The organism is Desulfolutivibrio sulfodismutans DSM 3696 (genome assembly GCF_013376455.1).
In the GTDB taxonomy this organism is placed as follows: domain Bacteria; phylum Desulfobacterota; class Desulfovibrionia; order Desulfovibrionales; family Desulfovibrionaceae; genus Desulfolutivibrio; species Desulfolutivibrio sulfodismutans.
This window is the reverse complement of record NZ_CP045504.1, coordinates 1,844,311-1,865,124: the sequence shown is the minus strand read 5'-3', so window position 1 is coordinate 1,865,124 and position 20,814 is coordinate 1,844,311. Positions and strand designations below refer to the sequence as shown.

17 protein-coding genes and 1 tRNA gene are annotated in these 20,814 nt (G+C 60.6%); 8 read left to right on the top strand and 10 right to left on the bottom strand.

From position 1 onward, the window contains the following. Nucleotides 1–69: 69 nt before the first annotated feature. The 3 genes from GD606_RS08840 to GD606_RS08830 form a co-directional block, all read right to left on the bottom strand. On the bottom strand, nucleotides 70–1,824 hold the full coding sequence (locus GD606_RS08840) for a putative 2-aminoethylphosphonate ABC transporter permease subunit (protein ID WP_163304021.1): 1,755 nt from the start codon (nucleotides 1,822–1,824) through the stop codon (nucleotides 70–72). Beyond that, nucleotides 1,821–2,936 carry a putative 2-aminoethylphosphonate ABC transporter ATP-binding protein gene (locus tag GD606_RS08835; protein ID WP_176629260.1) on the bottom strand — a complete coding sequence of 372 codons (1,116 nt, stop codon included), beginning with the start codon at nucleotides 2,934–2,936 and terminating at the stop codon, nucleotides 1,821–1,823. Before GD606_RS08835 ends, GD606_RS08840 begins: the two co-directional genes overlap by 4 nt. 87 nt (nucleotides 2,937–3,023) lie before the next feature. Continuing rightward, nucleotides 3,024–4,052: a putative 2-aminoethylphosphonate ABC transporter substrate-binding protein gene (locus tag GD606_RS08830; protein ID WP_163301144.1), complete on the bottom strand. Its 1,029-nt coding sequence runs from the start codon at nucleotides 4,050–4,052 to the stop codon at nucleotides 3,024–3,026. 911 nt (nucleotides 4,053–4,963) lie between these two features. Between GD606_RS08830 and GD606_RS08825 the strand changes: the two genes are divergently transcribed. Both GD606_RS08825 and GD606_RS08820 read left to right on the top strand, forming a co-directional pair. Further along, complete coding sequence (locus tag GD606_RS08825; protein ID WP_170304562.1) at nucleotides 4,964–6,790, top strand: methyl-accepting chemotaxis protein; 1,827 nt, start codon at nucleotides 4,964–4,966, stop codon at nucleotides 6,788–6,790. Nucleotides 6,791–6,801: 11 nt separating this feature from the next. Then, on the top strand, nucleotides 6,802–7,275 hold the full coding sequence (locus GD606_RS08820) for a chemotaxis protein CheW (RefSeq protein ID WP_163301143.1): 474 nt from the start codon (nucleotides 6,802–6,804) through the stop codon (nucleotides 7,273–7,275). Nucleotides 7,276–7,551: 276 nt separating this feature from the next. Here the strand turns inward: GD606_RS08820 and GD606_RS08815 are convergent, their stop codons facing one another. Next, nucleotides 7,552–8,148, bottom strand: a complete 597-nt coding sequence (locus tag GD606_RS08815; RefSeq protein ID WP_163301142.1) for a GNAT family N-acetyltransferase — start codon at nucleotides 8,146–8,148, stop codon at nucleotides 7,552–7,554. Nucleotides 8,149–8,572: 424 nt separating this feature from the next. Here GD606_RS08815 and GD606_RS08810 point away from each other — a divergent pair, with 424 nt between their 5' ends. The 5 genes from GD606_RS08810 to GD606_RS08790 all read left to right on the top strand — a co-directional run bounded on the left by GD606_RS08810 (nucleotide 8,573) and on the right by GD606_RS08790 (nucleotide 12,727). Continuing rightward, entirely contained in the window at nucleotides 8,573–10,735 is a 2,163-nt protein-coding gene (locus GD606_RS08810; RefSeq protein WP_163301141.1) for a two-component system sensor histidine kinase NtrB, read from the top strand. 58 nt (nucleotides 10,736–10,793) lie between these two features. Next, a complete protein-coding gene (locus GD606_RS08805) occupies nucleotides 10,794–11,108 on the top strand; it encodes a tyrosine-type recombinase/integrase (protein WP_163301140.1) in 315 nt (104 codons plus the stop codon). A gap of 68 nt (nucleotides 11,109–11,176) precedes the next feature. Continuing rightward, nucleotides 11,177–12,202 carry a GSU2403 family nucleotidyltransferase fold protein gene (locus tag GD606_RS08800; protein WP_163301139.1) on the top strand — a complete coding sequence of 342 codons (1,026 nt, stop codon included), beginning with the start codon at nucleotides 11,177–11,179 and terminating at the stop codon, nucleotides 12,200–12,202. A 3-nt stretch (nucleotides 12,203–12,205) separates the two neighbouring features. After that, on the top strand, nucleotides 12,206–12,565 hold the full coding sequence (locus GD606_RS08795; RefSeq protein WP_163301138.1) for a helix-turn-helix domain-containing protein: 360 nt from the start codon (nucleotides 12,206–12,208) through the stop codon (nucleotides 12,563–12,565). A gap of 21 nt (nucleotides 12,566–12,586) precedes the next feature. Beyond that, complete coding sequence (locus GD606_RS08790) at nucleotides 12,587–12,727, top strand: hypothetical protein (RefSeq protein WP_170304561.1); 141 nt, start codon at nucleotides 12,587–12,589, stop codon at nucleotides 12,725–12,727. 188 nt (nucleotides 12,728–12,915) lie between these two features. Here the strand turns inward: GD606_RS08790 and GD606_RS08785 are convergent. Then, nucleotides 12,916–12,991: transfer RNA gene (locus GD606_RS08785), tRNA-Phe, on the bottom strand. A 637-nt stretch (nucleotides 12,992–13,628) separates the two neighbouring features. Between GD606_RS08785 and GD606_RS08780 the strand changes: the two genes are divergently transcribed. Further along, the gene (locus tag GD606_RS08780) at nucleotides 13,629–14,783 is read left to right on the top strand and encodes a PP2C family protein-serine/threonine phosphatase (RefSeq protein ID WP_163301137.1); all 1,155 of its coding nucleotides are present in this window, start codon (nucleotides 13,629–13,631) and stop codon (nucleotides 14,781–14,783) included. On the opposite strand, the gene GD606_RS08775 is transcribed toward GD606_RS08780, so the two are convergent. The 5 genes from GD606_RS08775 to GD606_RS08755 all read right to left on the bottom strand — a co-directional run bounded on the left by GD606_RS08775 (nucleotide 14,780) and on the right by GD606_RS08755 (nucleotide 20,803). Beyond that, nucleotides 14,780–15,130 (bottom strand): STAS domain-containing protein, encoded by a 351-nt coding sequence (locus GD606_RS08775; RefSeq protein WP_163301136.1) that lies wholly within the window; start codon nucleotides 15,128–15,130, stop codon nucleotides 14,780–14,782. The two genes, GD606_RS08780 and GD606_RS08775, sit on opposite strands and share 4 nt — an antisense overlap. Before the next feature lie 73 nt (nucleotides 15,131–15,203). Then, nucleotides 15,204–16,319 (bottom strand): HD domain-containing phosphohydrolase, encoded by a 1,116-nt coding sequence (locus GD606_RS08770; RefSeq protein ID WP_163301135.1) that lies wholly within the window; start codon nucleotides 16,317–16,319, stop codon nucleotides 15,204–15,206. Continuing rightward, on the bottom strand, nucleotides 16,294–17,532 hold the full coding sequence (locus GD606_RS08765) for a response regulator (RefSeq protein WP_163301134.1): 1,239 nt from the start codon (nucleotides 17,530–17,532) through the stop codon (nucleotides 16,294–16,296). Before GD606_RS08765 ends, GD606_RS08770 begins: the two co-directional genes overlap by 26 nt. After that, nucleotides 17,529–19,547: a PAS domain S-box protein gene (locus GD606_RS08760; RefSeq protein ID WP_163301133.1), complete on the bottom strand. Its 2,019-nt coding sequence runs from the start codon at nucleotides 19,545–19,547 to the stop codon at nucleotides 17,529–17,531. Before GD606_RS08760 ends, GD606_RS08765 begins: the two co-directional genes overlap by 4 nt. Before the next feature lie 137 nt (nucleotides 19,548–19,684). Further along, the gene (locus GD606_RS08755; protein ID WP_163301132.1) at nucleotides 19,685–20,803 is read right to left on the bottom strand and encodes an HprK-related kinase B; all 1,119 of its coding nucleotides are present in this window, start codon (nucleotides 20,801–20,803) and stop codon (nucleotides 19,685–19,687) included. Nucleotides 20,804–20,814: the final 11 nt, after the last annotated feature.

Sequence of the window (20,814 nt, the reverse complement as noted above, 5' to 3'; positions counted from 1 at the left end):
CGAGCCCCTTTGGGCCGCCGGTGGCATTTCCCCCGCCGCCACCCTCCTGCCGTTTTTTCTTGATCACCGTCACCGTTGCATCCACACCCTGGCCTTTCGCCGCACGCCGGCGGTGCATAGACCGTAGACCATGCGCACCACCAGGTTGGTGGCCACGATGAGCACGCACATGGCCAGGGCTGCGGCGGTGTCCCCGGCGTCGTCCATGTTGGCCACGGCCACGGCGGCCAGGGGGATGTCGGCGCTGTACAGGAAGATGACGGCCGAGAGCGTGGTCATGGAGCGCACGAAAAAATAGTAGCCGATCTCTATGACGGCCGGAAGACAGACCGGCAGGGTCACGGTTCGCAGCAGGCGGGTGAAGGGCGCACCCAGGGAGTCGGATACCGCCTCGTATTCCCGGTCGAGTTGCTTGAGCGCCGTGCGGGCCGTGAGAAAGGACACGGTATGAAAGTAGACGAGGTTGGAGAGTACCAGGATGCCCATGGTGGCGTAGAGGAAGTTTAAGGGGTTTGGGATGTGGACGCCAAGGAGGCTCCACCCCGGGGAGTTGAAGAAGAAGATGTAGGCCAGGCCGATGACCAGGCCCGGCAGGGCCATGGGCAAAAGCGACAAGGCGGCGCAGCCCAGGCGCAGGCGCGGATATTCCTTGAATTTCTCCAGGACGTAGGCCGTGAAAAAGGCCAGGAAAGCGCCCAGGACGGCGGAATAAGCGGACATGCGCAGACTGTTGAAAAAGGCCGTGTAGCCGCCGCCTCCGGCCCCGGTGAAATCGTAGTGGCGGAGCACGAGTCCAAGTTTGTAGGGCCACACATCCACCAGGGAGGCGAAAAGCCCGGTGGCCAGATAGATGATGAAGCACAGGCTGATCAGGCCACAGGAGCAAAACGCCAGAAGGTCGCGGGCGTTGTTGCGGCGAGGGACGTAGGGCACGGCCTTGGCGGCCATGGTCGAGACCTGGCGGCGCTGGATGAGGTAGTCGGCCAAAAAGGCCAGGGCCGTGGGGATGAGCAGGATGACGCTGACGGTGGCTCCCATGACGAAGTTCTGCTGGCCGATGACGTGCTTGTAGATGTCCGTGGCCAGGACGTTGTAGGAGCCGCCCACCACCTTGGGGGCGCCGAAGTCGGTGAAGCTGGAGACGAAGCTGATGAATATCGCGCTCATGAGGCCGTATTTGACCCCGGGCAGGGTCACGGTGCGAAAGATGCGGAAACGCGAGGCCCCAAGCGATGCGGCGGCCTCGTAGAGCCTGGCGTCGGTCAGGGACAGGGCCGTGGAGAGGATGAGAAAGCTTGGGGGAAAGGCGTAGAGGGCCTCGGCGATGATGATGCCCACGTGGCCGTAAAGGCTGATGTCGAAGCCCGGGGTGTGGCCGAAAAATCCGGTGGTGACCAGCCCCTTTTTGCCGAACAGGTAGACGAGCACGATGCCGTGCATGAGCGTGGGCGCGAAAAGGGGCGACATGGCCAGGGCCCGGAACACGGTCTTGCCCGGGATGTTCGCCCGGCACATGCCGTAGGCGTAGACGAAGGCCAGGGGGACGGCCACCAGGGTGGTCAGCGAGGACACCCACAGGCTGTGGGTCAGGGAAGAAAAAAGGCTCGGCTCCGTGAAAAAGCGCAGGAAGTTCGCAAATCCCGCGAACTGCCCGTCGGTGGCGTAGAGGCTCTTGGACAAAAGGCCGACAAGCGGCAGGGCCACGGTGACCGTAAGCCACAGTCCGGCCAGGGCGATGAACACCCCCCGGATGCCGCGGCCGGCCAGGATGTCGGACAGGGCGGACGGGCGGGCGGCGGGGACGGCCTGGGCTGTCGCGTTCATGCGGCGTCCCTGTCCGGCATGGCCTCATCGGTCGCGCCCGGGAAAAGGTGCAGCCGGGCCAGGGGCAGGCAGACGCGCAGGCGGCTTCCCTCGCCAAGGCCCATGCGCCGCACCTGTCTGGCCGTGACGTCGGCGAAAAGGGCCTGTTCCAGACTGGATCCTTCCTCGGCCACTAGCCGCATGCGGTAGAGCGCTCCGCGAAATTCCAGGGAGTCCGCCCGGACCGCCAGGAGGTTGGGCTCCGAGGAATCGACGATTCCCCGGCCATCCTCCACGAGCATGACGTCCTCGGGGCGGATGCCCAGGACGGCCCGCGTGCCGACGTCGCCGCGTGCGGCCTCGTCCGGCACGCGCAGGCGGGCCTGGCCCATGGCGGCCGTTGCGGCGGCCCTGTCGTAGCTGACGGGCAGAAAATTCATGGATCCCAGAAACCCGGCGGCGAAGACCGTAGCCGGATGGTCGTAGAGGTCGTCGGGCGTCGCGTCCTGGACGATGCTGCCGCCCTCCATGAGCAGGATGCGGTCGGCCATGGTCATGGCCTCTTCCTGGTCGTGGGTGACCAGGATGCTGGTCACGCCCAACTCGCGCTGGAGTTTTTTGATCTCGGAGCGCAGATGGACGCGCACCTTGGCGTCCAGGGCCGAGAGCGGCTCGTCGAGGAGCAGCACGTCGGGGGACAGGGCCATGGCCCTGGCCAGGGCCACGCGCTGCTGCTGGCCGCCGGAAAGCTGGGCCGGATATTTTTCCCCGGCCTGGGGCAGGCCCACCAGATCCAGGAGCCCGGCGGCCCGTTGCCGCATGTCCTGGCGGGACATGCCCCGGCCGTGCAGGCCGTAGGTCACGTTGCCTTCCACGGTCAGGTTGGGGAAAAGCGCGTAGGACTGGAAGACGATGCCCACGTTGCGTTTGGAGATGGGCATGTGCGACACGTCGCGGCCACCGATGAACACCCGGCCGGAGTCGTGGTCCTCAAGACCCGCGATGACGCGCAGGGCCGTGGTCTTGCCGCAGCCCGAGGGACCGAGCAGACAGACCATCTCGCCCCGATGGACTTTGAAGCTGATTTCCTTAAGGGCCGTGAAGGCGCCGAACGTTTTTTTGATGCCCCACATCTCCAGGTGAATGGCGGGGGCGGGGGGGGGGTGCCCATATGCGGATCTCCGGCCGGGGGGCGGCGACCGCCCCCCGGCATGGCGAGGTTATTTCTTGGCTTCGGACTTTGCCCCGTAGCGTTTTTCCCATTCGGCCAGGATGCGGTCGCGGTTCTTGGCGGCCCAGGTCAAATCCATTTTGATGAGCTGGTCCACGGGATTGGCCGGATACTCCGCCGGAGGCGTGAACCCGGCCACGTTGTCGGCGGCCAGGATGCCGTAGTTCTTGGCGTATTCGGCCATGGCCGGATCGGAGATGGCCCAGTCGAGGAAGACCTTGGCCTCGGGCTTCATGTTCTTTTTCTTGATCAGCGCGCTGGCTTCGCAGTCCCAGCCCGAGCCTTCTTTAGGGAAGACGGGGGTCACGGGCTCGCCCTTGCGTTTTTGCATGACGCCCCGGTAGCCGAACGAGATGCCGATGGGGAATTCGCCAGTTCCGGCCATCTTGCAGGGCTTGGAGCCGGAATGGGTGTACATGGCGATGTTCTCGTGCAGCTTGTCCAGGTATTCCCAGCCCTTTTCCTCGCCCATAAGGGCCATGATCCCGGAGACGGTCAGGTAGCCGGTGCCGGAGGAGGCTGGGTTGGGCATGACCACCAGACCTTTGTATTCGGGCTTGATCAGATCGGCGTAGGAGGCCGGGGCGGGGAGCTTTTTGGTGTCCAGCTCCAGGCCGTTGACGCATAAACCGGTCTCGAAAATATCGTCGGCCACCCAGGTGGGCGGCGTGCGGCCGTCGCGGAAGCGGGCGTTGATGCGCTCCAGGCCCTTGGGGGCGTAGGGTTCGATGAGCCCGGCGTCTTCGAGCAGGATGAGCCCTGTGGCGGCTGTGCCCCAGACCACGTCGGCCTGGGGATTGTCTTTTTCGGCCAGAAGCTTGGAAATCACGACACCGGTGGAGTCGCGCACGAATTTGAGCGTGATGTCGGGATACTTTTCCTGGAAGCTTTTGATGTAGACGGGGATCTGGTCGTCCTCCAGGGCGGTGTAGACGAGCAGCTCCACCGCCGAGGCGACGCGGATGGTCATCGCCAGCGCGAGACAGGTCAGGGCCAGGAGACGGGTGATTTTTTTCATGGTCGGCATCCTTTGCTCGAGAAGTTGTGGACACGGGCGTCGGCATCGCATTGTGACAGAACTGTAACAAAAACGTCTGATTGTGACAAATTTAGTTAAAACTAATAAATTCGATAACTTAAAATCGTAACAATAGCATCTGATGCCATTTTTGTAAAAAAATAGGCAATTTTTTGCGTATAAGGCGGATTGGCCGCTGCTGCGAGGAGGCCGGCGACGTCTTCGGATAGTCGCTGTTTCAAACAGTCGGCGGCAGGTTGTGGCGTTGCTCAGGTGTGTTTCTGCCCAGAGGAGGCAATGGTCGCCGTTGGCGCGGGGCGGCGTCCAGGGTGCGGACACGGCGGCAGGGCTTGCCCGGGCCTGGGGAATCGGCGGATTCTTTCGCTCTGTTCGTTGCCGTAACCGCCGTCCCGTCGTTGCCTTGCTGCATAATTTCATTGTGTTATAGTATGTAGACGGCACGTTGCATACGCAACATACATGTTCTTGAAGTTCCTCTCTGCTCTGTGCGAAATCAGCAGGTCTGGCTTGCGGCAGGGGAAAATTGTATAGATTTGCATCTTTTGTGCATAGTCTGTCCGTGCAACAGGTTTTTCTGTACGGGGTAGGTCACTTTTGTGCTACGAAATCCAGGTAAACGTGTATAGTTATTCATATATATGTTTTGATCAACAGGAAGGCTCGGATGGGTGGCAATCGTGGATGTATTCAGGGTGTGTTTTTACGATTCACTTTTTGGTAAAATGCGTTTAGACGTGGATGCTTGCACTTGTATAAGACAGATTTCTTGAGAGGATGTTTGGCCACGGCCGACGTTCAGCATTTTGCTTCCCCAAAAAAACGAGAGTGCTGCCGTACTCGGCTGGGTAAGGATTTCACATTGGGCCAACGCATATGACAAGGAATCCTGCATGAAAACGATGACCAAACTGATGGGGCTGGCGTGTGTGCTTTCGCTTTTGACGGCGCTGTTGTCGTTTTACGCCTTGGGTAAAATGAAAGACCAGTATGAAGATTTGTCCCGGATAAGCGCAATGGATATCAAGGGGCTTGATTTGGCCAGAGAGCTTAATGTCTCCACGCTGCGCCTGATCCGCGACGAAAAGAATTTGATACTCGCCGACGAGAATGCTGAATTGTCGAAATTCATCGATTTTCTAAAGTCTGGACGAGCGACGATGCAAAAAGAGATGGGAGATATAGAGCAGTATTACTATACGGACGAGGGAAGAAAAAAGCTTGGGAAGGTAAAGGAAGCCATCAATGAGTGGCTCAAGGTGCATGATGAAGTCATAACAATCGGCAATACCACCGATAAAGAACAAAAGAAAAAGGCGCAAACACTCTCTTCGACCACAGGGCGGGCGAAAACGGCTGAAGTGGCGACTGCGATTGAAGAGTTGATTGCATTTAAGCAAAGTATGATCAAAAAGAACGTCGACGAGAGCGCGGACGATTACACCACGGCGCGAATGGTGTGCATTGTCGCCACGCTGGTGTCGGTGCTTCTGGGTCTGGGGCTGGGGTTTGTCGTCTCCCGCAACATGTTGCGGCTGCTGGGCGACGAGCCGTCGTCCTTGTCGTCGCTGGCCCTGCGCATCGCCGGGGGCGACCTCGATGTGCGATTCGACGAGAGGCGTGCGGAGATCGGGGTTTTCGGGGCCATGAAGCAGATGGTGGCCACGCTCAAGGCCAAGATCGCCGAGGCCCAGCAGATGGGCGACGAGGCCAGGCAGGAGTCCGAAAAGGCCAGGATCGCCACGGCCGAGGCCGAAGAGGCCCGCAAGCAGGCCGAGCGCGCCAAGGCCGAGGGCATGTTGCAGGCCGCGCAGCAGCTTGAGGGCGTGGTCGAGGTGGTGACCTCGGCCTCCGAAGAGCTCTCGGCCCAGATCGAGCAGTCCAGCCGGGGAGCGGAGGAGCAGTCCCACCGGGTCAGCGAGACCGCGACGGCCATGGAGGAAATGAACGCCACGGTGCTCGAGGTGGCCAAAAACGCCTCGCAGGCCGCTGAAACATCCGATAACGCGCGTAAAAAGGCCCAGGAAGGGGCCGAGATCGTGGGGCAGGTGGTCAAGGGCATCGGCGAGGTGGAGCGCCAGTCCCGGGATCTCAAGCAGGACATGGAGGTGCTCGGCAAGCAGGCCGAAGGTATCGGCCAGGTCATGAACGTGATCTCCGACATCGCGGACCAGACCAATCTTCTGGCGCTTAACGCGGCCATCGAGGCGGCCCGGGCCGGTGAGGCGGGACGCGGCTTCGCGGTCGTGGCCGACGAGGTGCGCAAGCTGGCGGAAAAGACCATGACCGCGACCAAGGAGGTCGGCGACGCGATCCGCGGCATCCAGGAAGGCACGCGCAAGAACATGAACAATGTCGACCAGTCCGGGCGGACCATCTTGGAAGCCACCACCCTGGCCAACAAGTCGGGCGAGACCCTTGACGTGATCGTGAATCTGGTCGAACAGTCGTCGGATCAGGTCCGGGCCATCGCCACGGCCTCGGAACAACAGTCGGCCGCCAGCGAGGAGATCAACCGCTCCATCGAGCAGGTGTCCACCATTTCGAGCGAAACCGCCCAGGCCATGGGCCAGGCCTCCCAGGCCGTGTCCGAACTTGCCAAGCAAAGCCAGGTGTTGCAGACTCTGATCACCGACATGAAATCCGAAGGCGAGGATTCCTCTGCCCCGAAAACCCGGGCGATTGGCGGGTCGAGGCCACTGGCTCTGTCCCGGAGATAAGGAGACGGCGTATGAGCGCAGATTTGGGGCTTAAGCAGGACAACGAGTTGCTGCAACTGGTGACGTTCGCCATCTCGGAAGAGGAATTCGGCATCGATATCCTGCGGGTGCAGGAGATCATCCGGATCATGCCCATCACCAAGGTTCCGAACTCGCCGCCGTCCGTGGACGGGGTGATCAATCTGCGCGGCAGGGTGATCCCGGTCATCGATCTGCGCAAGCGCTTCGGCATGGCCGTCAAGGAACACGACAACTCCACCAGGATCATCGTGATCGAGATTCACGGCATGATCGTCGGCTTCGTGGTGGATGGCGTGTCAGAGGTGCTGCGGATTCAGTCGAGCACCGTGGAGCCGCCGCCTCCCGTGGTTGCGGGTGTGGAGTCTGAATACATCAAGGGCGTGGGCAAGCTCGACGACAGGCTGCTGATCCTGCTCGACATCGACAAGCTGCTCACCAGCGAGGAAATCCGCCACGCGCAGTGATCCGCGTCTGGCCATGACGGCGCACAAGGGGCTGACCTCCGTTGGAGGCGGCCCCGTGCGGCGAATCCAAACGGCCCACATCGCCCTGGCGACATGCCGAAGCCGGAAGTGGGTACGCCGCCAAACCGCAGGTATGTGGTCCTTATCCCCTGGGACCAGATGTCTCCATGGCTTCAGCCTTCCTGGCCGGGCTTTCCGAGGCAAAGAGCGTCGGCGGCGGGGACATTGCGACACGCATGCCGCAGGCATCCCGAACCGGGCCTTCGGCCGGGAAAATCACCGCGCCGCCCGCACCATCACCTGGTATCCGGCGCGGGTGAGCGGCTCCACCGCTTCCTTCGCCGTCGCAAACCCAAGCCGGGCATAAAACGGCACGCTGCGCGGATTGAAGGTCTCCAGATAGCACATGACGCCGTGGGAATCGGCCTCGGCCAGGGTGGACGCCAAAAGCCGCCCGCCAAGGCCCTGGCCCTGCCGGGCCCGGGCCACCCCCATGATGGACAGGTACCACGCCGATTCGGCGATCAACGGCGGAAGCTGGCGTTCCATGTTGGCCGTCATGGACCGGTAGTTGGCAAACCCCACAGGGCCGAGCAGCCGCCCAAGGGCCGCCAGCTTTTTCTCCCGGGCGGCCCGCACACGTTCCGTGTCGCGGCTGGTGATCCACACGGCGCATCCGTCGTCGTCGGCCTGACGGACCTGCCCGATGTCCCGGCCTTCGCGGATCGACTGCTCAAAATATCGGGCCAGGACAGCCAGGCGCGTCCCGGCATCGTCCTCGTCATCCACCACAAGGGACCGGTAGAAGGGGTCGTCGCCCAAGGCTGTCGCCAGGGATATGGCGACGCCTGAAACAGGATCCTTTTTGAACATGGACTTCGTACGTCCTCCCGTCTTTTTCCAGTTCCCTATCCTGCCAAAATTACGAAGTAAATCCACCAGGAACACGAGATCCTGGAAAGGCCGCGAGGCCGCAACCCCAACGAGCCGGAGGGTGGCGGGGTGAGTCGGGCAGGCCACGTCCGTGTGGCCTGTGGCGTTGCGCCGCGCCAAGAGGAAAGGCACTGCTGCAACGTGGAACCCGCTATTCAGGTGCTGCCTGACGTCTGTCTGGAGCGCTGGGGGACGTTTTCTGCTCCGCCTGACTGGGAGGAGCGGACGAGTGCATAGGAAAGCACAGGAGAAATAACGGAGCAGAAGGCGTATCGCTTCTTGCCCTTTGCAGCGGAGAAAGGCTATTCTTCAAGATATTCCAAGAAATCCCGGCACGCAAAACCTTTACCGAAACGGCCCTATCATGAACACTTTCCGCCAATTGGCAATACTTTTGCAGGAAAACGAATCCTGGTTGATGAATACCGTGCTCAATTATGCAATTCAGCATGGATATTCGAAGTATACGTCCACGCTTGTGGAGGCCTGGCGACTTTCCATCTCGGGTTTGACGAACGCCATATCGCAATATATTTCAGAAAATCCGGAAGTTATTCCAGATATTCGGGTTGATTCAAACTACCGGGACGATGCTGTGGCCAGCTTTGGGGTGGTAGAGGCAAAGCGGCATCGCAGCCGGGGAATCGACCTGGGAATGTTTCTGGGACTTTTCAAGTATTATCGCGATTCGTATCTTGACCTTGTCAACGAGAAGGTCAAACAGAATGAGCAGGCATCTCAATTTTCAAAATATCTTATCCGGTGTTTTGACAGGATTGAGTTGTCGTTTTGCATAGAGTGGGCAACGGCCTCGGAAGATATCAAATTGGAGGAGTTGCAAACAAAAAACATGCTTCTGGTGAATGAAAAAAATAAGTACCTGACGCTGTTCGAAAGTTTTTTGAGCCCGTTGATCCTTCTTCGAGACAATCATATCGAAAATATCAACATGGCAGGGATTCAGTTGTTGGAGCCAGTCGAAGAAACTGGAATGTATTATTATGATGAAGAATGCAGAAGAAAACTTCGCCATAAGAAATCAAAGAGCGTTGTTAAATTTAAAAACAAGAACATCATGAAGCTGTTCCCGTGGATGAAATGTGCTTTTTCTGCTTTTGATAAATATGATGCGACATGTAGTCAATTTGTGACCAGTATATTAAACGAAACTTCTCGGAATATGGAAGACTATTGCATAACTATTTTTCCCATGCGCGATCTCTCAAAAAAGTTTTTGGGAAAGATCATATTTTTTGAAAATATTTCTGAGAAAAAAATGACGGAGATGCAACTGCGAGAGAGCGAAAGCAAGTACCGAACTCTCGTTGAGACCATGAATGAAGGGATTCTCGTGCTCAACGGGGATCTCGTCGTCACCTATATCAATGAAAAAGTGAGCTCGCTGTTGGGATATCCCAAGAGTGAGATCATCGGTCACAGCATCCTAAAATTTCTTCATGCGGAAAGTAAGGATGATTTCATTGAGCAACAGCGGTTACGTAAAGAAGGTAATGCGGATTCCCATGAGTTTGTCATGGTGAAAAGCAATGGTGAGAAGGTCTTTGTTTTGTCTTCACCTACTCCACTCTTTGATGCTTCGCAGAAGTTTGAAGGATCATATGAAGTTCTTACGAATATATCAAATATAAAACTCATCGAAATGCAACTCATCCATTCGCAAAAAATGGAAACCATCGGTGTTATGGCCTCGGGAATTGCTCATGAGATAAACACGCCGCTGCAATATGTGATTGGGAATAGCAGTTTTATAAAAGAAAATATGGGCGACTTGCTGGACTTGACAACGAAGATACGAGAATCGCTCAAAATGGTTGCCCATGAGAATCTTCACGATACGTTGCAGGGCCTTCGGCAGGCATTCGAAGTTCTGGATATTGAGTTCCTCACCGAAGAAATGCCGCGAGCGATCTCTGAGTGCATGGAAGGTTTGGGCCGCATCGCCGCAATTGTCACTTCAGTGAAACGATTTTCCCATCCGGATTCCGATGTGTTCAAATCAATCAATGTAAATAAGGAAATAGAGAATACAATTACAATTTCCAGAAATGAATGGAAATCCATCGCGAAGTTGACGGTTGATTTTGAAGAAAACCTGCCGAATCTGCAATGCATTCCGAGCGACTTCAATCAGGTCATTTTGAATCTGATCATCAATGCGGCTCATGCCTTGCAGGAGAAATACGGTGATACGTCGGAAACAGGGAGCATCCATATGAAGACGTATTCTGGAAAACATCATCTGTTTGTATCCGTCACCGACAATGGCGCAGGGATCCAAAAGAGCATCAGGGATAAAATTTTCAGCCCATTTTTCACGACAAAGGATGTCGGCAAGGGTACGGGGATGGGGCTGGCCATTGTCCTGAAAATTATTGAAAAACATAAAGGGAAAATATGGTTTGAATCCGTGGAGGGCGAGGGGACAACCTTTTTCGTCCAGTTTCCGCTCAAGCCTGCGTTCTCCGAAATGATGCAGATGAATCTGGAGGAGTATGGCGAACAGTGAGGTGTCTTGGAGGAATGCTCAGACCAGGAGTCCGGGCGCTCGTGTTGAGAAACTTCGAATGCAGCCGGTGGAACCGTATGCCCCCGGGGCTTCGAAAAACCTGGTGGCGTTTGGGTTCAACGACGGACGCGAGGATCGCCGGGAGCGGATCGTCTTTCACAGTCTGCGCCACAGCGCCGCAAGCCTCATACTGGCCGCCGGGGTGGACATCCGCACCATCATGGCCCTGTTCGGCTGGTCAACCATGGCGATGCTGACGCGTTACGCACATCCCGGCGACGAGGCCAAGGCCCGCGCCGTAGCCGCCCTTGGGGTTGCCGTGGAAGCCAGGCCCGGCAGGGTGGCGCCGATCCGCAAGAGGGCCGCCACATGAATGTTTGCCGCCATAAATTGACTTTTCGCGTTTTCGGGCGGTAAATCCGGCCAGGGAGAACAGCAATCATGGCCCTTGTCATCAACGACATCATCGGAGAAAGTCGGGACTATTACCGCACATTGAAGCGGGAAAGCACCGGACGCCTGCTCATAAATCCAAGAGGCTCTTTATACCAAAAGAGAGCTGGCGAAAGCCTCTTTCTTTACCTGCGTCGGCTAGAGCATGGGAAAAAGCGACATATCTACATCGGGAAGGTGGATGATGCCCATGCTTTCCGTGTGAAAGAAGGCTTGGATTCGCATGCCAAGGCCGTTTTGTCCATCAGGGACGCCAAGGCGGCCATGAAGGAGCTTGGAATGTCGAATCGGGAAATAAAAAGCGAAGACTTCTTTCCGCTGCTGCGAGAACTGTTTCAGGTAATGGCCGATGCCGGTCTGTGGGATGAAGGACTTTCCCTGGTCGGTTCCTGGTGTTTCAAAGTGTATCAGAATTATTGCGGCGTGGAATACTTCCCGGACCGGACCCTTGATGTGGATTTCGCGATCAGGCTCCCCTACCGTGGGGAGAAGGTCAACGTGGGCAACATGCTCAAGGAACTGGGGCTGGAAGAAGTCATCAACCACGCGGATGGGACGGTCTTCTACCGGAGTGGCGAATTATCCGTGGAGTTCCTCAAGGACCGGATGGGCGCTGGCCTTGAACGTGGCGGCCCATATGAACCAGACGTCGGCATAGCCCCGGTGGCGGTTCCCTATATGCGGATTCTGCTCTCCAACCCCATGGAGATCAAAGCCCGGGAAATTGGGCGTGTGGTCGTGCCGTCCATGGCGGCCTTCTTCCTTCACAAGCTGTTGGTGGCCTCACAGCGGCGCAAGGAGGGCAAGCGCGCCAAGGACTACCGGCAGGTAGAGGCCGTGGCCAAGGCCATTCTGGCGCAACCCGCCATGCTTGACGACGTGAAACGCATCGCCGACGGGCTTCACAAAAAATGGGTGACGAAACTGGTGGCCTCTGCCGCGAGTGGAGGCGCGGGCCTCGACGCTGCGAATGCCGTCTTGTGCCGGGCGGGAATTGTCGCAGGCGGGAGATGATCTATGCAGGCACTCACAAAAAAGCCCCCTATTGACGCCGTGGAGCTTTGCTTTACCGGCCCGGCGGCCAAGCGCCAGGAGGCCGTGGATCTCTTGCGCGGTCTTGGCTTCGAGGCCCGGGAAACGCCGTCCAAGCCCTGGCGGGGGGTGCTGCCCTTTGCGGACGCGGAATTGCCCGGTGTTTTCCTGGCCGGGGCGCGGTACCGCGAGGACATGACCCAGGCCGCCCTTGCCCAGGCAACCGGCATCCCGCGTCGCCACATTTCCGAGATGGAGAACGGCAAGCGCCCCATTGGAAAGAAAAACGCCCGCCTGCTGGCCAAGGCCCTGAACGTCGACCCCAGGCGCCTGCTGGCCGTGTAGGCCCGGTAAAATTACAGCACAATGAACCGATCCGACGCGCTGCACCTCATCTATCTGGTCCTGCTCCTGGCGGTCCTCATCGCCATGCGCTGGTGGCCGTGGCTGCGGCGTCGCAAATTCGACTGGCGACTGTTTAAGGGGAAAACGCGCAGGAAAGACTGACGAAATATTCTCCATGTCGAACTCGGCGTCATGATCCGGGCTGAAAAGACCCCGACAGGCCCCAGGCCCGTCCGCCCAAAACGATGCCGACCAAGAGGCGAAAACGAGAGTGGGGCCAAAGTGGGGACACGGCCCAGGAAACAGCAAAAAGGGCCTACGGTTTTTCAACCGTAAGCCCTTGAAATTCCTGGTGCCGAGGGACAGAATCGAACTGCCGACACGGGGATTTTCAGTCCCCTGCTCTACCGACTGAGCTACCTCGGCGCCGGAAAGGGGTCTTTACAAAATGCCCTGGTTGTTGGCAAGAAGTTTTCCGTCCAAGCGCCGGGAAATGTCCCGGAAATTTCGTCCGGGCCGGGGCGCGCCGTCGTGTCCCGTGCCGGTCCGGAAAAGAGAGGAGTCATGAGCAAGGCCGATAAGGTGTTTTATTCCGCTGCGCTGGCGTTTTATTATGTGGTGTTGCTCTACCTCTAGCCGGGTCTGCGGCCAGGTCTTACTGCGGGCGGCCGCCCCGGGCCGAAAACCACACCTCGCATAAAAAAAGCGCACTCGCCGTCCCCAACACGAATCCCAAAAAGAGCATTCCCAGCATGGCCGTCCTCCCTGGTCTTGCCGGGCGATCCGCCAGGCGTGCCCCGTCTCTGGTTGCGGCGTGCCGCAGGAGCGGGAAATGGGCACTCTGGCGCACGCACCCCGGCGTGCAACACGCGTCACGGGATGCGCCGCCGTCCCCTGTTTCGGCTATCGGGCCACATCCCAGGGGCAACATTGCAAAGCCCGGGCCGATGTGTTGCGGCAGGTTCTGCCGCATGCGTCATATCGGGGCTGGCGCGAAGCCAGTGGTTGGTGTAGGTGCCCGGTGAAGTGACGGCGATGAGAGAGGAAGGGGAGGGCCGCAAACATGCCCAGGGTGCTTCTCGTGGACGACAACCGCATCGTCCGCGACATGCTCAAACGGCATATCGCCATGCTCGAAGGCATCGAAATCGTGGAAGCCTCAGATGGCCTGCGCGCTGTGGAGATCGTGCAGCAGGCCGCCCCGGACATGATCCTTATGGACCTCATGATGCCCGGCATGGACGGCATCGAGGCCATCCGCCGCATCCGCGAAGACCCCGAACACGCCAACATCCCCATCCTTTTTTTGTCCACCGAGACGGATCGGGGAAAATGGGTGGAGGCCTTCGAGGCCGGAGCCAACGATTTCGTGCAAAAACCCTACGAAAAGCGGGAGCTTTTGGCCCGCATGGACACCCACCTGCGGCTGGCCGCGCTGAGCCGCGAACTTCAGGTGAAAAACGCCCTGCTCGAACGCGAACAATATCTGGCCGGGCATGTGCAAAGCCAGCTTTTGCCGCAACGCCTGGAGTTCCCGGGATTTGAGGCCAGCGCCGTCTATCAGGCCCAGGAACAGATCGGCGGGGACTTCTACGACGCCTGGGACGACGGCGAGACCGTGCGCATCGTCATGGCCGACATCAGCGGCCACGGGGCCTCGGCGGCCCTGCTCATGGCCGTGTGCAAGGGCCTGCTGTATTCCCTGGCCACCTCGCGCCCGGACCCGGCGGACATGGTGGCCGAACTCAATCGCATGCTCTACGCCATGCTCGCGGGCGGCGATCTGGACATGTACGTGACCCTGGCCTTTGCCGCTGCCAGCCGCCGGACAAACACCCTGCGCTTTCTCTCCGCCGGGCATGCCCCGGCCTACGTGCTGGGCGGGTCCACGCTCACCCTCGGCCCCACCGGGCCGGGGCTGGGGTTCCACCAGGACTTCACATGGCAGACCCTGACCGTCCCCTTTGCGCCGGGTTCCACGCTTTTTCTGCTCACCGACGGGGTGACGGAACTGCGCTCCCCGACGGGGGAGTTTTTCGGGGAAAAACGCCTGGTGGATCTCCTGCATCCGGACATCCCGCCGCGCGAACTCATCGGCCGGGTCATCGACCAGGCCCTGCCGTTCTGCATGGGGCGTCTCACCGATGATCTGGCCATGCTGGCCATCCGGCGTACGGACGGAGAACCCGGCGGGCAGGCGGTCCCGACCGGGGCCTAGCCCCCGGCGCCATAGGCCGCCAGGGCCTCCGCCCGGGTCTCGAAGATATCGAAGATGGTTCCCAGGGTGACCACCCCCACCACCTTGCGCACGTGGGGATGCAGTTCACAGATGCCCATCCGGCTTTTCCTGGCGGCAACGGCCTTGCGGATGGCCACCATGGCCCCGATGGCCTTGCTGTCCATGAAGTTCACCTGACGCAGGTCGAGCAGCAGGTCTCCCCCGCCCAGGCTCGCGTAGCGTTCGAGAACCGTTTCCTTGAAGGCGTCGGACACGGTCAGATTCAGCTCGGCCTCGCCGATCTCCACCACCACGCAGTTCCCTTTTTTTTTCGACGTCACGCGCATGGGCGCTCCTTTTGTCTGTTGGACGAGACAGTCCCCGGGGCGGGTGTTTCCCGATCCCGGAGCGTTACGCTGATCATTGAATGGGCGCCAGGGCCAGGACAGGCTCACGCACCTCATAGGTTCCGGAAAGCCGGATCAGGCGTTCCAAAACCAGGTCCGTGAGCTCCTGCCCCTTGGCCAAAAGCAGGATGCCGGAGACGGTCTTGACGTCTGCGCCAAGGATCATGCCCGGGAGCAGCTCGCGCACGGGGAGGCGTCTGGGCACGAAGCCTTCTTCGACAAACACGGCCCGCTCGAAGGCGGTCTGAATCCCGGGATCGTAGGACTCGGGATGATCCCGCATCACGGAGATGGCCTTTTCCCTGGTCATCCCCTGTTGTTCCAGGTCGTCAAAATCCAGGGCCAGTTTGAGGATGCGGGCCCCTATGGGCTGTTCGAGACCGACGACATAGTTGTCCGCCTGGTGGGCGATGATGTCGTTTATCTCGTCCATGCGCGGGATGTTGTCCAGAAGCTTCACCGCGATGGAGGCGTGCATGCCGTAGATCTGTTCCTCCTCGGGGCCAAGGGGCTGGCCGGAATACTTCTTGGAGAGGATCTCCTCGGGGATGGACACGCAGCCGATCTGGGAGAGCATGGCCGCCAGTTCCAGACGCCAGATGTTCTTGAGCCGAAGCTCCTTGGCCGTGGCCACGACCATGCGCTTGATGCGTTCGCTGCGGCCGAAGGCCTCGGGGTTGACCAGGGAGAGGATCTCCACCAGCACCTTGATGCTGCCGCGCAGGGTGCCGTGCAACAGCTCCTTTTCGGCGGTGATCAGCCGGTACTGCTCCAGGGCCGCCTCCAGGGTCTTTATCAGGGTTCCCCCGTCGCAGGGCTTGGTCAAAAACCGGAAGACGTGCCCTTCGTTCACGGCCGCAATGGCCGCCTCCAGGTCGGCATGTCCGGTCAGCATGACCCGCACGGTGTTGGGGGACATCTCGCGCACGTGGCGCAGAAACTGGATGCCATCCATCTTGGGCATCTTGAGATCGGAAACCACCACGGCGAAGGGGCCTGAGCTTTGCAGGCAGTCGAGCCCCTCCTTGCCGCCCGGGGCCGTTTCCAGGGTGAACCGCCTGTGCAGTCCCCGGCGGAAGGTGTCCAGGATGTTGGCTTCATCGTCAACGAAGAGAATTTTCTCGTTCAAGATGGAATTCCTCCGTAAGTCGTCGGGAGCAGGCCTGCCGCCAGTCCTCGATCCTGCGCCCCATGCCGGAGTCCTCCAGGAAGGTGGTGTCCATGGGGTGGGGGGCGTAGTCGGCGTTGAGCACCACCAGCTCGTGTTCCAGGCTGTTGGCCGCATGCACGGCCAGAAGGGTGGAGAAGCCCGATAGGGGGGCGGCCGGGGGCGTATGGTGCGAGAAGATGGCCGTGACCACGTTTTCGGGAAGTCCCCACAGGCCCAGCAGGTAGGCCCCGATCTCGGCGTGGGAGGCCGAGAAGACTTCCTTTTCCATGTCATGCACCGTGCGCTGTTCCGTCCGGCTGCGGGCGAGCACCTGCTGGTAGTCCTGCTCGAAGTTGGCGGCTAAAAGGAGCTTGCCCACGTCGTGCAAAAGCCCGGAGATGTAACAGTCGTCGATCTCCTGGGGCCTGCGCTCCTCGACCTGGGCGATGGTCTTGGCGAAGAGTCCGGTGGTCAGGCTGTGCTTCCATAAAAGCTCCAGGGAGAACCCCGGGAAGCGGTCCAGATTGAAACGGGAGAACAGATGCAGGGAAATGATCAGGGCCTTGATGATCTCGGTGCCCAGCAGGTTCACGGCGTGGACCGGGCTCGAGACATGGGTGCGCAGGCCGAAAAAGGCCGAATTGACGAGTTTTAGGATGTTGGCGGACATGCCCATGTCCTGGTTGATCAGATCCCCCACGATACGCAGGGACGGCTCTTCCCGACGCAGTTCCTGCATGAGTTCCAGATAGGTCCGGGGCAGGCTGGGCAGGGTCTCGATCCTGGCCACCACGGTCTTGACCGCCTCGTTGGAAAAGATGTCCTGAAGGGTGGTGGCCCGTTCTATGGCGGCCCGAAGTTCCCCGGGTTGGCAGGGCTTGAGCAGGAATTGGTGGGCATGGCGTACGGATTTGAGCGCCGTGTTCGTATCGGAATGGCCGGACAGAACCAGGCGGATGACGGCGGGATGGCTTGAGCGGACCTCGTCGAGCAGCGTGACGCCATCCATGCCCGGCATGCGCATGTCGGCCACGATCACGTCCTGGGGGGAGGTCTGCAGGATGTCCAGGGCCCGCTTCCCGGAGGTGGCGAAGCTCATCTCCCATTGGTCGCGCATGCCGTGCAGCATGCGGCGCAGGGCGTCGAGCACATGCTGCTCGTCGTCAACGAACAGGATGCGTTTCTTTTTCATTTCGGGGCCTCGCATCCATGGTCGCCGCCAATGGGAATGCGGATGTGGAACGTGGCGCCTTTGCCCACCTCCGACTCCACATCGATGGTTCCGTCGTGTTTTTCCACGACGATGTCGTGGACGATGGCCAGTCCCTGGCCGGTGCCCCGGCCAATTTCCTTGGTGGTGAAAAAGGGGTCGAAGATTTTTTCCCGGTTCTTTTCCGGGATGCCCGTGCCGGTGTCCGTGATGGAAAGCCGAGCCAGGCGTCCCTCACGACGGGTGACGATGGTGATACGGCCTTTTTCCGATGTGCCGCGCACGGCGTCGCCGATGGCGTGGGCGGCGTTGATGAGCACGTTTAAGATCACCTGGTTGAAATCGCCGGGCAGGCAATGCACGGGCGGCAGGTCGGCATCCAGGTCGGTGACCACGTCGGCCACGTATTTCCATTCGTTCCTGGCCACCAGGATGGTGTTTTCCACGGCCTTGTTGATGTCCACGGCGGTTTTTTCCTCACCGCCAGGATGGGAGAATTTTTTCATGGCTCGGACGATGGAGGCCACCCGTTCCACGCCCTCCAGGGATTGTTCCAGGGACTTGGGCACCTCTTCGGCCAAAAAGTCCAGATCGGCGGCGGTGCGGGCGGCGTCCACCTCCCGCAGGGCCTCCCCGGCGGCGTCGCGCACCGAAGGCAGGGCCAGGGCGGACAGGGCCGCGTCCAGGATGCGGTGCAGATCGGCGTAGGCGGATTGCAGATAGTGCAGGTTGTCGCCGATGTACTGGATGGGGGTGTTGATCTCATGGGCCACCCCGGCGGCCAGCTCGCCCACGGATTCGAGCTTCTGGGCGATGGACAGCCGCCGTTCCAGGGCCTTGCGCTCGGAGATGTCGAATACGATCTCGTACAGCACCGTCCGGCCCCGGCGCATGCCCGGGATCACGGTCTTGATGATGGGCACGACCCGGCCGTCGGCCTTTTTCAGGCGCATTTCCTCGTTGACCAGGGAGTTGTCCCGGAACCGGCACAACCCGGATATCTCGCGGCCCCGCTTGTCCTGCCAGTCGAGCGTGCAGCAGGATTTGCCCAGAAACTCCTCCCTGGACAGACCCAGGAGATCCTCGGCGATGGCGTTGGCGTCCAGGATCACCTTGGATTCAGGATCGATGATGAAGATGGCGGCGCGTATGCCGTTGAGGATGTTGCGCAGGGTCTCCTCGTTGTCCCGCAGTTCCTCCGCCGCGCGGTGGCTCTGGGTCACGTCCTGGATGACGGCGATGAGATAGTCGATGTCCCCGGAGGCCCCCCGGGCGGGCGAGAGGGTGACCAGGGTCCAGACCAGGGAGCCGTCCTTGCGGGCCAGGCGCATCTCGAAGGTGTGGGTCTCGATGTGGCCGGAGAGGATGCTGCCGATGGCCGCGTCAGCCATTTCCAGATCGTCTTCATGGGTGACGGCGCGCAGGGCGCTCCCGGCCAACTCCGGGCGGGAAAAGCCCAGAAGCCGACACAGTTGCTCGTTGACCCGCAGGAACCGGCCGTCGGTCAGCACATGGCACATGCCCACGGCGGCCTGTTCGAAGGTGGCCCGGAAGCGTTCGGAGCTCTCCTGCAGATCCTCTTCGGCCCGCTTGCGCAGGGCCGTTTCCATGGCCACCCGGAGTTGGGAGAAATCCACGGGCTTGAACAACAGGCCGTAGGGATTCACGGCGGCGGCCTGGGTGGTGATCTCCTCCTGGGTGTAGGCGGTGACCAGGATCACCGGAATGTGGTGGCGGCGCTGGATGACGTCGCACAGGCCGATGCCGTCCATGCTTCCGGGGATGCGGATGTCCAGGAGCACGAGATCGGGGAGGGCGGTTTTGGCCATGTCCAGGGCGGTGTCCGCATCCTGGGCGATCCCGGTGCAGAGAAATCCGAGGAGGTCCAGGCGCTTGGCCAGAACCTGGGCGGAAACGGGGTCGTCCTCTACGATCAGGACGCGTTTCTGCCGTGCGCCTTCGGCCGGTCGGGGCAGGACCAGGGGAGTCGTGTACATGACCGTCTCTCGCGCCGGCGCGTGGGTGGAATGGGTATGCGGCGGATGTGCGCCATGGCGGTTTGATAAAAAACCATAAAATCACGGGTGTGACAAGCCGGGAGGGGAAAACGCCCGGCCGGAAGGCGGGGGAAGGGTTATTCCGGGCGATCCAGAAGGGCGAGTAGGGCGTCTTCGGCGGCCGGGAAATCGATGCCGCCTGAGAATTCGAAGGTCGGCAGGCCGTGCAGGCGGCGGGCGAATGTCTCGGGATCGTGGACGCTGTTCCGGGCGCAGCGCAGGAAGATGCCCGGACGCTTGATGATGCGGCCAAGCAGATCGGGCCGGGCGGACAGGTCCACCGGACAGACGCGCGTTTTGCCGCCGCCGCGCCGCCAGGTGAGCACGGCCACGGCAAAAAGGTCCGTGGCCAGCCGGAACCGGCCGGGGCCGAAGAGATCGTCGATGACGGCATCGTATTTTCGCTCCACCTCCCACAGCCGATCCGTCGGAAGAGCCGCGAAGGCGGCGCGGTCGGCCTCGGGAACCACCCGGACCAGATTGGGATCGGCCAGGGCCGTGCCGGGATTGATGCGCGGCATCTTGGCCAGGCCGTACATGCGGGGGCCGGGCTCCCGTGGCCCCACGAGCAGGCGGTCGTTGGACACGAAGTCCAGTCCCCGGCCCACAAGGCGCAGGGCCAGGGTGGATTTCCCGGCCCCGGCCACCCCGGCCAGGAGAATCCCCCGTTCCCCCCGGGCCACGCCCGAGGCATGGGACAGCAGGCAGCCCTGGGCTAAATGCCGGGCGACCATCCGGAAATTGATGAAGTTCACGATCTGGTCCAGGTGGTCCAGGCAGGGCCCGGCGGCCACATGCACGTTGTCGCCGAAGACAAAGACCATGCCCGTGCGCTTTTTGCGGACCACCCGGCCGCCGGGCAGGTCCGCCCATTGCTCCTTGGAGGTGGCGTCGCGGGGATCGAAGGGGCGGTCGGCCAGGACCACGCCGGGGCAGAAGTCTTCGGGAACCGGGGGGCGGCAGTGCAACAGGATGGTGATGTCGGCGGGCCCGGGGGGGGCGGCGAAATCCCGAAAGGCCGCGCCCACGGCCCGGGCCGTGTCCGGGCTGTCGCAGACCACGGCCACCCGGGTCTGGGCCAGGACCAGGGACAGGCTGGCGGCCGGGGCGAACGCCTGGCACAGGACGGCGACAGCCTGGGCCAGGCTTTGGCCCGGCGGGGGGGCGTCCGCCCTGGCCGGGGGGAGGTCGCGCATCCGTTGCTCCG

What these genes read in the sequence shown, in the direction of transcription:
- GD606_RS08840 (WP_163304021.1), bottom strand. Translation starts at nt 1,824, where the DNA reads ATGAACGCGACAGCCCAGGCCGTCCCCGCCGCCCGCCCGTCCGCCCTG.
- GD606_RS08835 (WP_176629260.1), bottom strand. Translation starts at nt 2,936, where the DNA reads ATGTGGGGCATCAAAAAAACGTTCGGCGCCTTCACGGCCCTTAAGGAA.
- GD606_RS08830 (WP_163301144.1), bottom strand. Translation starts at nt 4,052, where the DNA reads ATGAAAAAAATCACCCGTCTCCTGGCCCTGACCTGTCTCGCGCTGGCG.
- GD606_RS08825 (WP_170304562.1), top strand. Translation starts at nt 4,964, where the DNA reads ATGAAAACGATGACCAAACTGATGGGGCTGGCGTGTGTGCTTTCGCTT.
- GD606_RS08820 (WP_163301143.1), top strand. Translation starts at nt 6,802, where the DNA reads ATGAGCGCAGATTTGGGGCTTAAGCAGGACAACGAGTTGCTGCAACTG.
- GD606_RS08815 (WP_163301142.1), bottom strand. Translation starts at nt 8,148, where the DNA reads ATGTTCAAAAAGGATCCTGTTTCAGGCGTCGCCATATCCCTGGCGACA.
- GD606_RS08810 (WP_163301141.1), top strand. Translation starts at nt 8,573, where the DNA reads ATGAACACTTTCCGCCAATTGGCAATACTTTTGCAGGAAAACGAATCC.
- GD606_RS08805 (WP_163301140.1), top strand. Translation starts at nt 10,794, where the DNA reads ATGCAGCCGGTGGAACCGTATGCCCCCGGGGCTTCGAAAAACCTGGTG.
- GD606_RS08800 (WP_163301139.1), top strand. Translation starts at nt 11,177, where the DNA reads ATGGCCCTTGTCATCAACGACATCATCGGAGAAAGTCGGGACTATTAC.
- GD606_RS08795 (WP_163301138.1), top strand. Translation starts at nt 12,206, where the DNA reads ATGCAGGCACTCACAAAAAAGCCCCCTATTGACGCCGTGGAGCTTTGC.
- GD606_RS08790 (WP_170304561.1), top strand. Translation starts at nt 12,587, where the DNA reads ATGAACCGATCCGACGCGCTGCACCTCATCTATCTGGTCCTGCTCCTG.
- GD606_RS08780 (WP_163301137.1), top strand. Translation starts at nt 13,629, where the DNA reads ATGCCCAGGGTGCTTCTCGTGGACGACAACCGCATCGTCCGCGACATG.
- GD606_RS08775 (WP_163301136.1), bottom strand. Translation starts at nt 15,130, where the DNA reads ATGCGCGTGACGTCGAAAAAAAAAGGGAACTGCGTGGTGGTGGAGATC.
- GD606_RS08765 (WP_163301134.1), bottom strand. Translation starts at nt 17,532, where the DNA reads ATGAAAAAGAAACGCATCCTGTTCGTTGACGACGAGCAGCATGTGCTC.
- GD606_RS08760 (WP_163301133.1), bottom strand. Translation starts at nt 19,547, where the DNA reads ATGTACACGACTCCCCTGGTCCTGCCCCGACCGGCCGAAGGCGCACGG.
- GD606_RS08755 (WP_163301132.1), bottom strand. Translation starts at nt 20,803, where the DNA reads ATGCGCGACCTCCCCCCGGCCAGGGCGGACGCCCCCCCGCCGGGCCAA.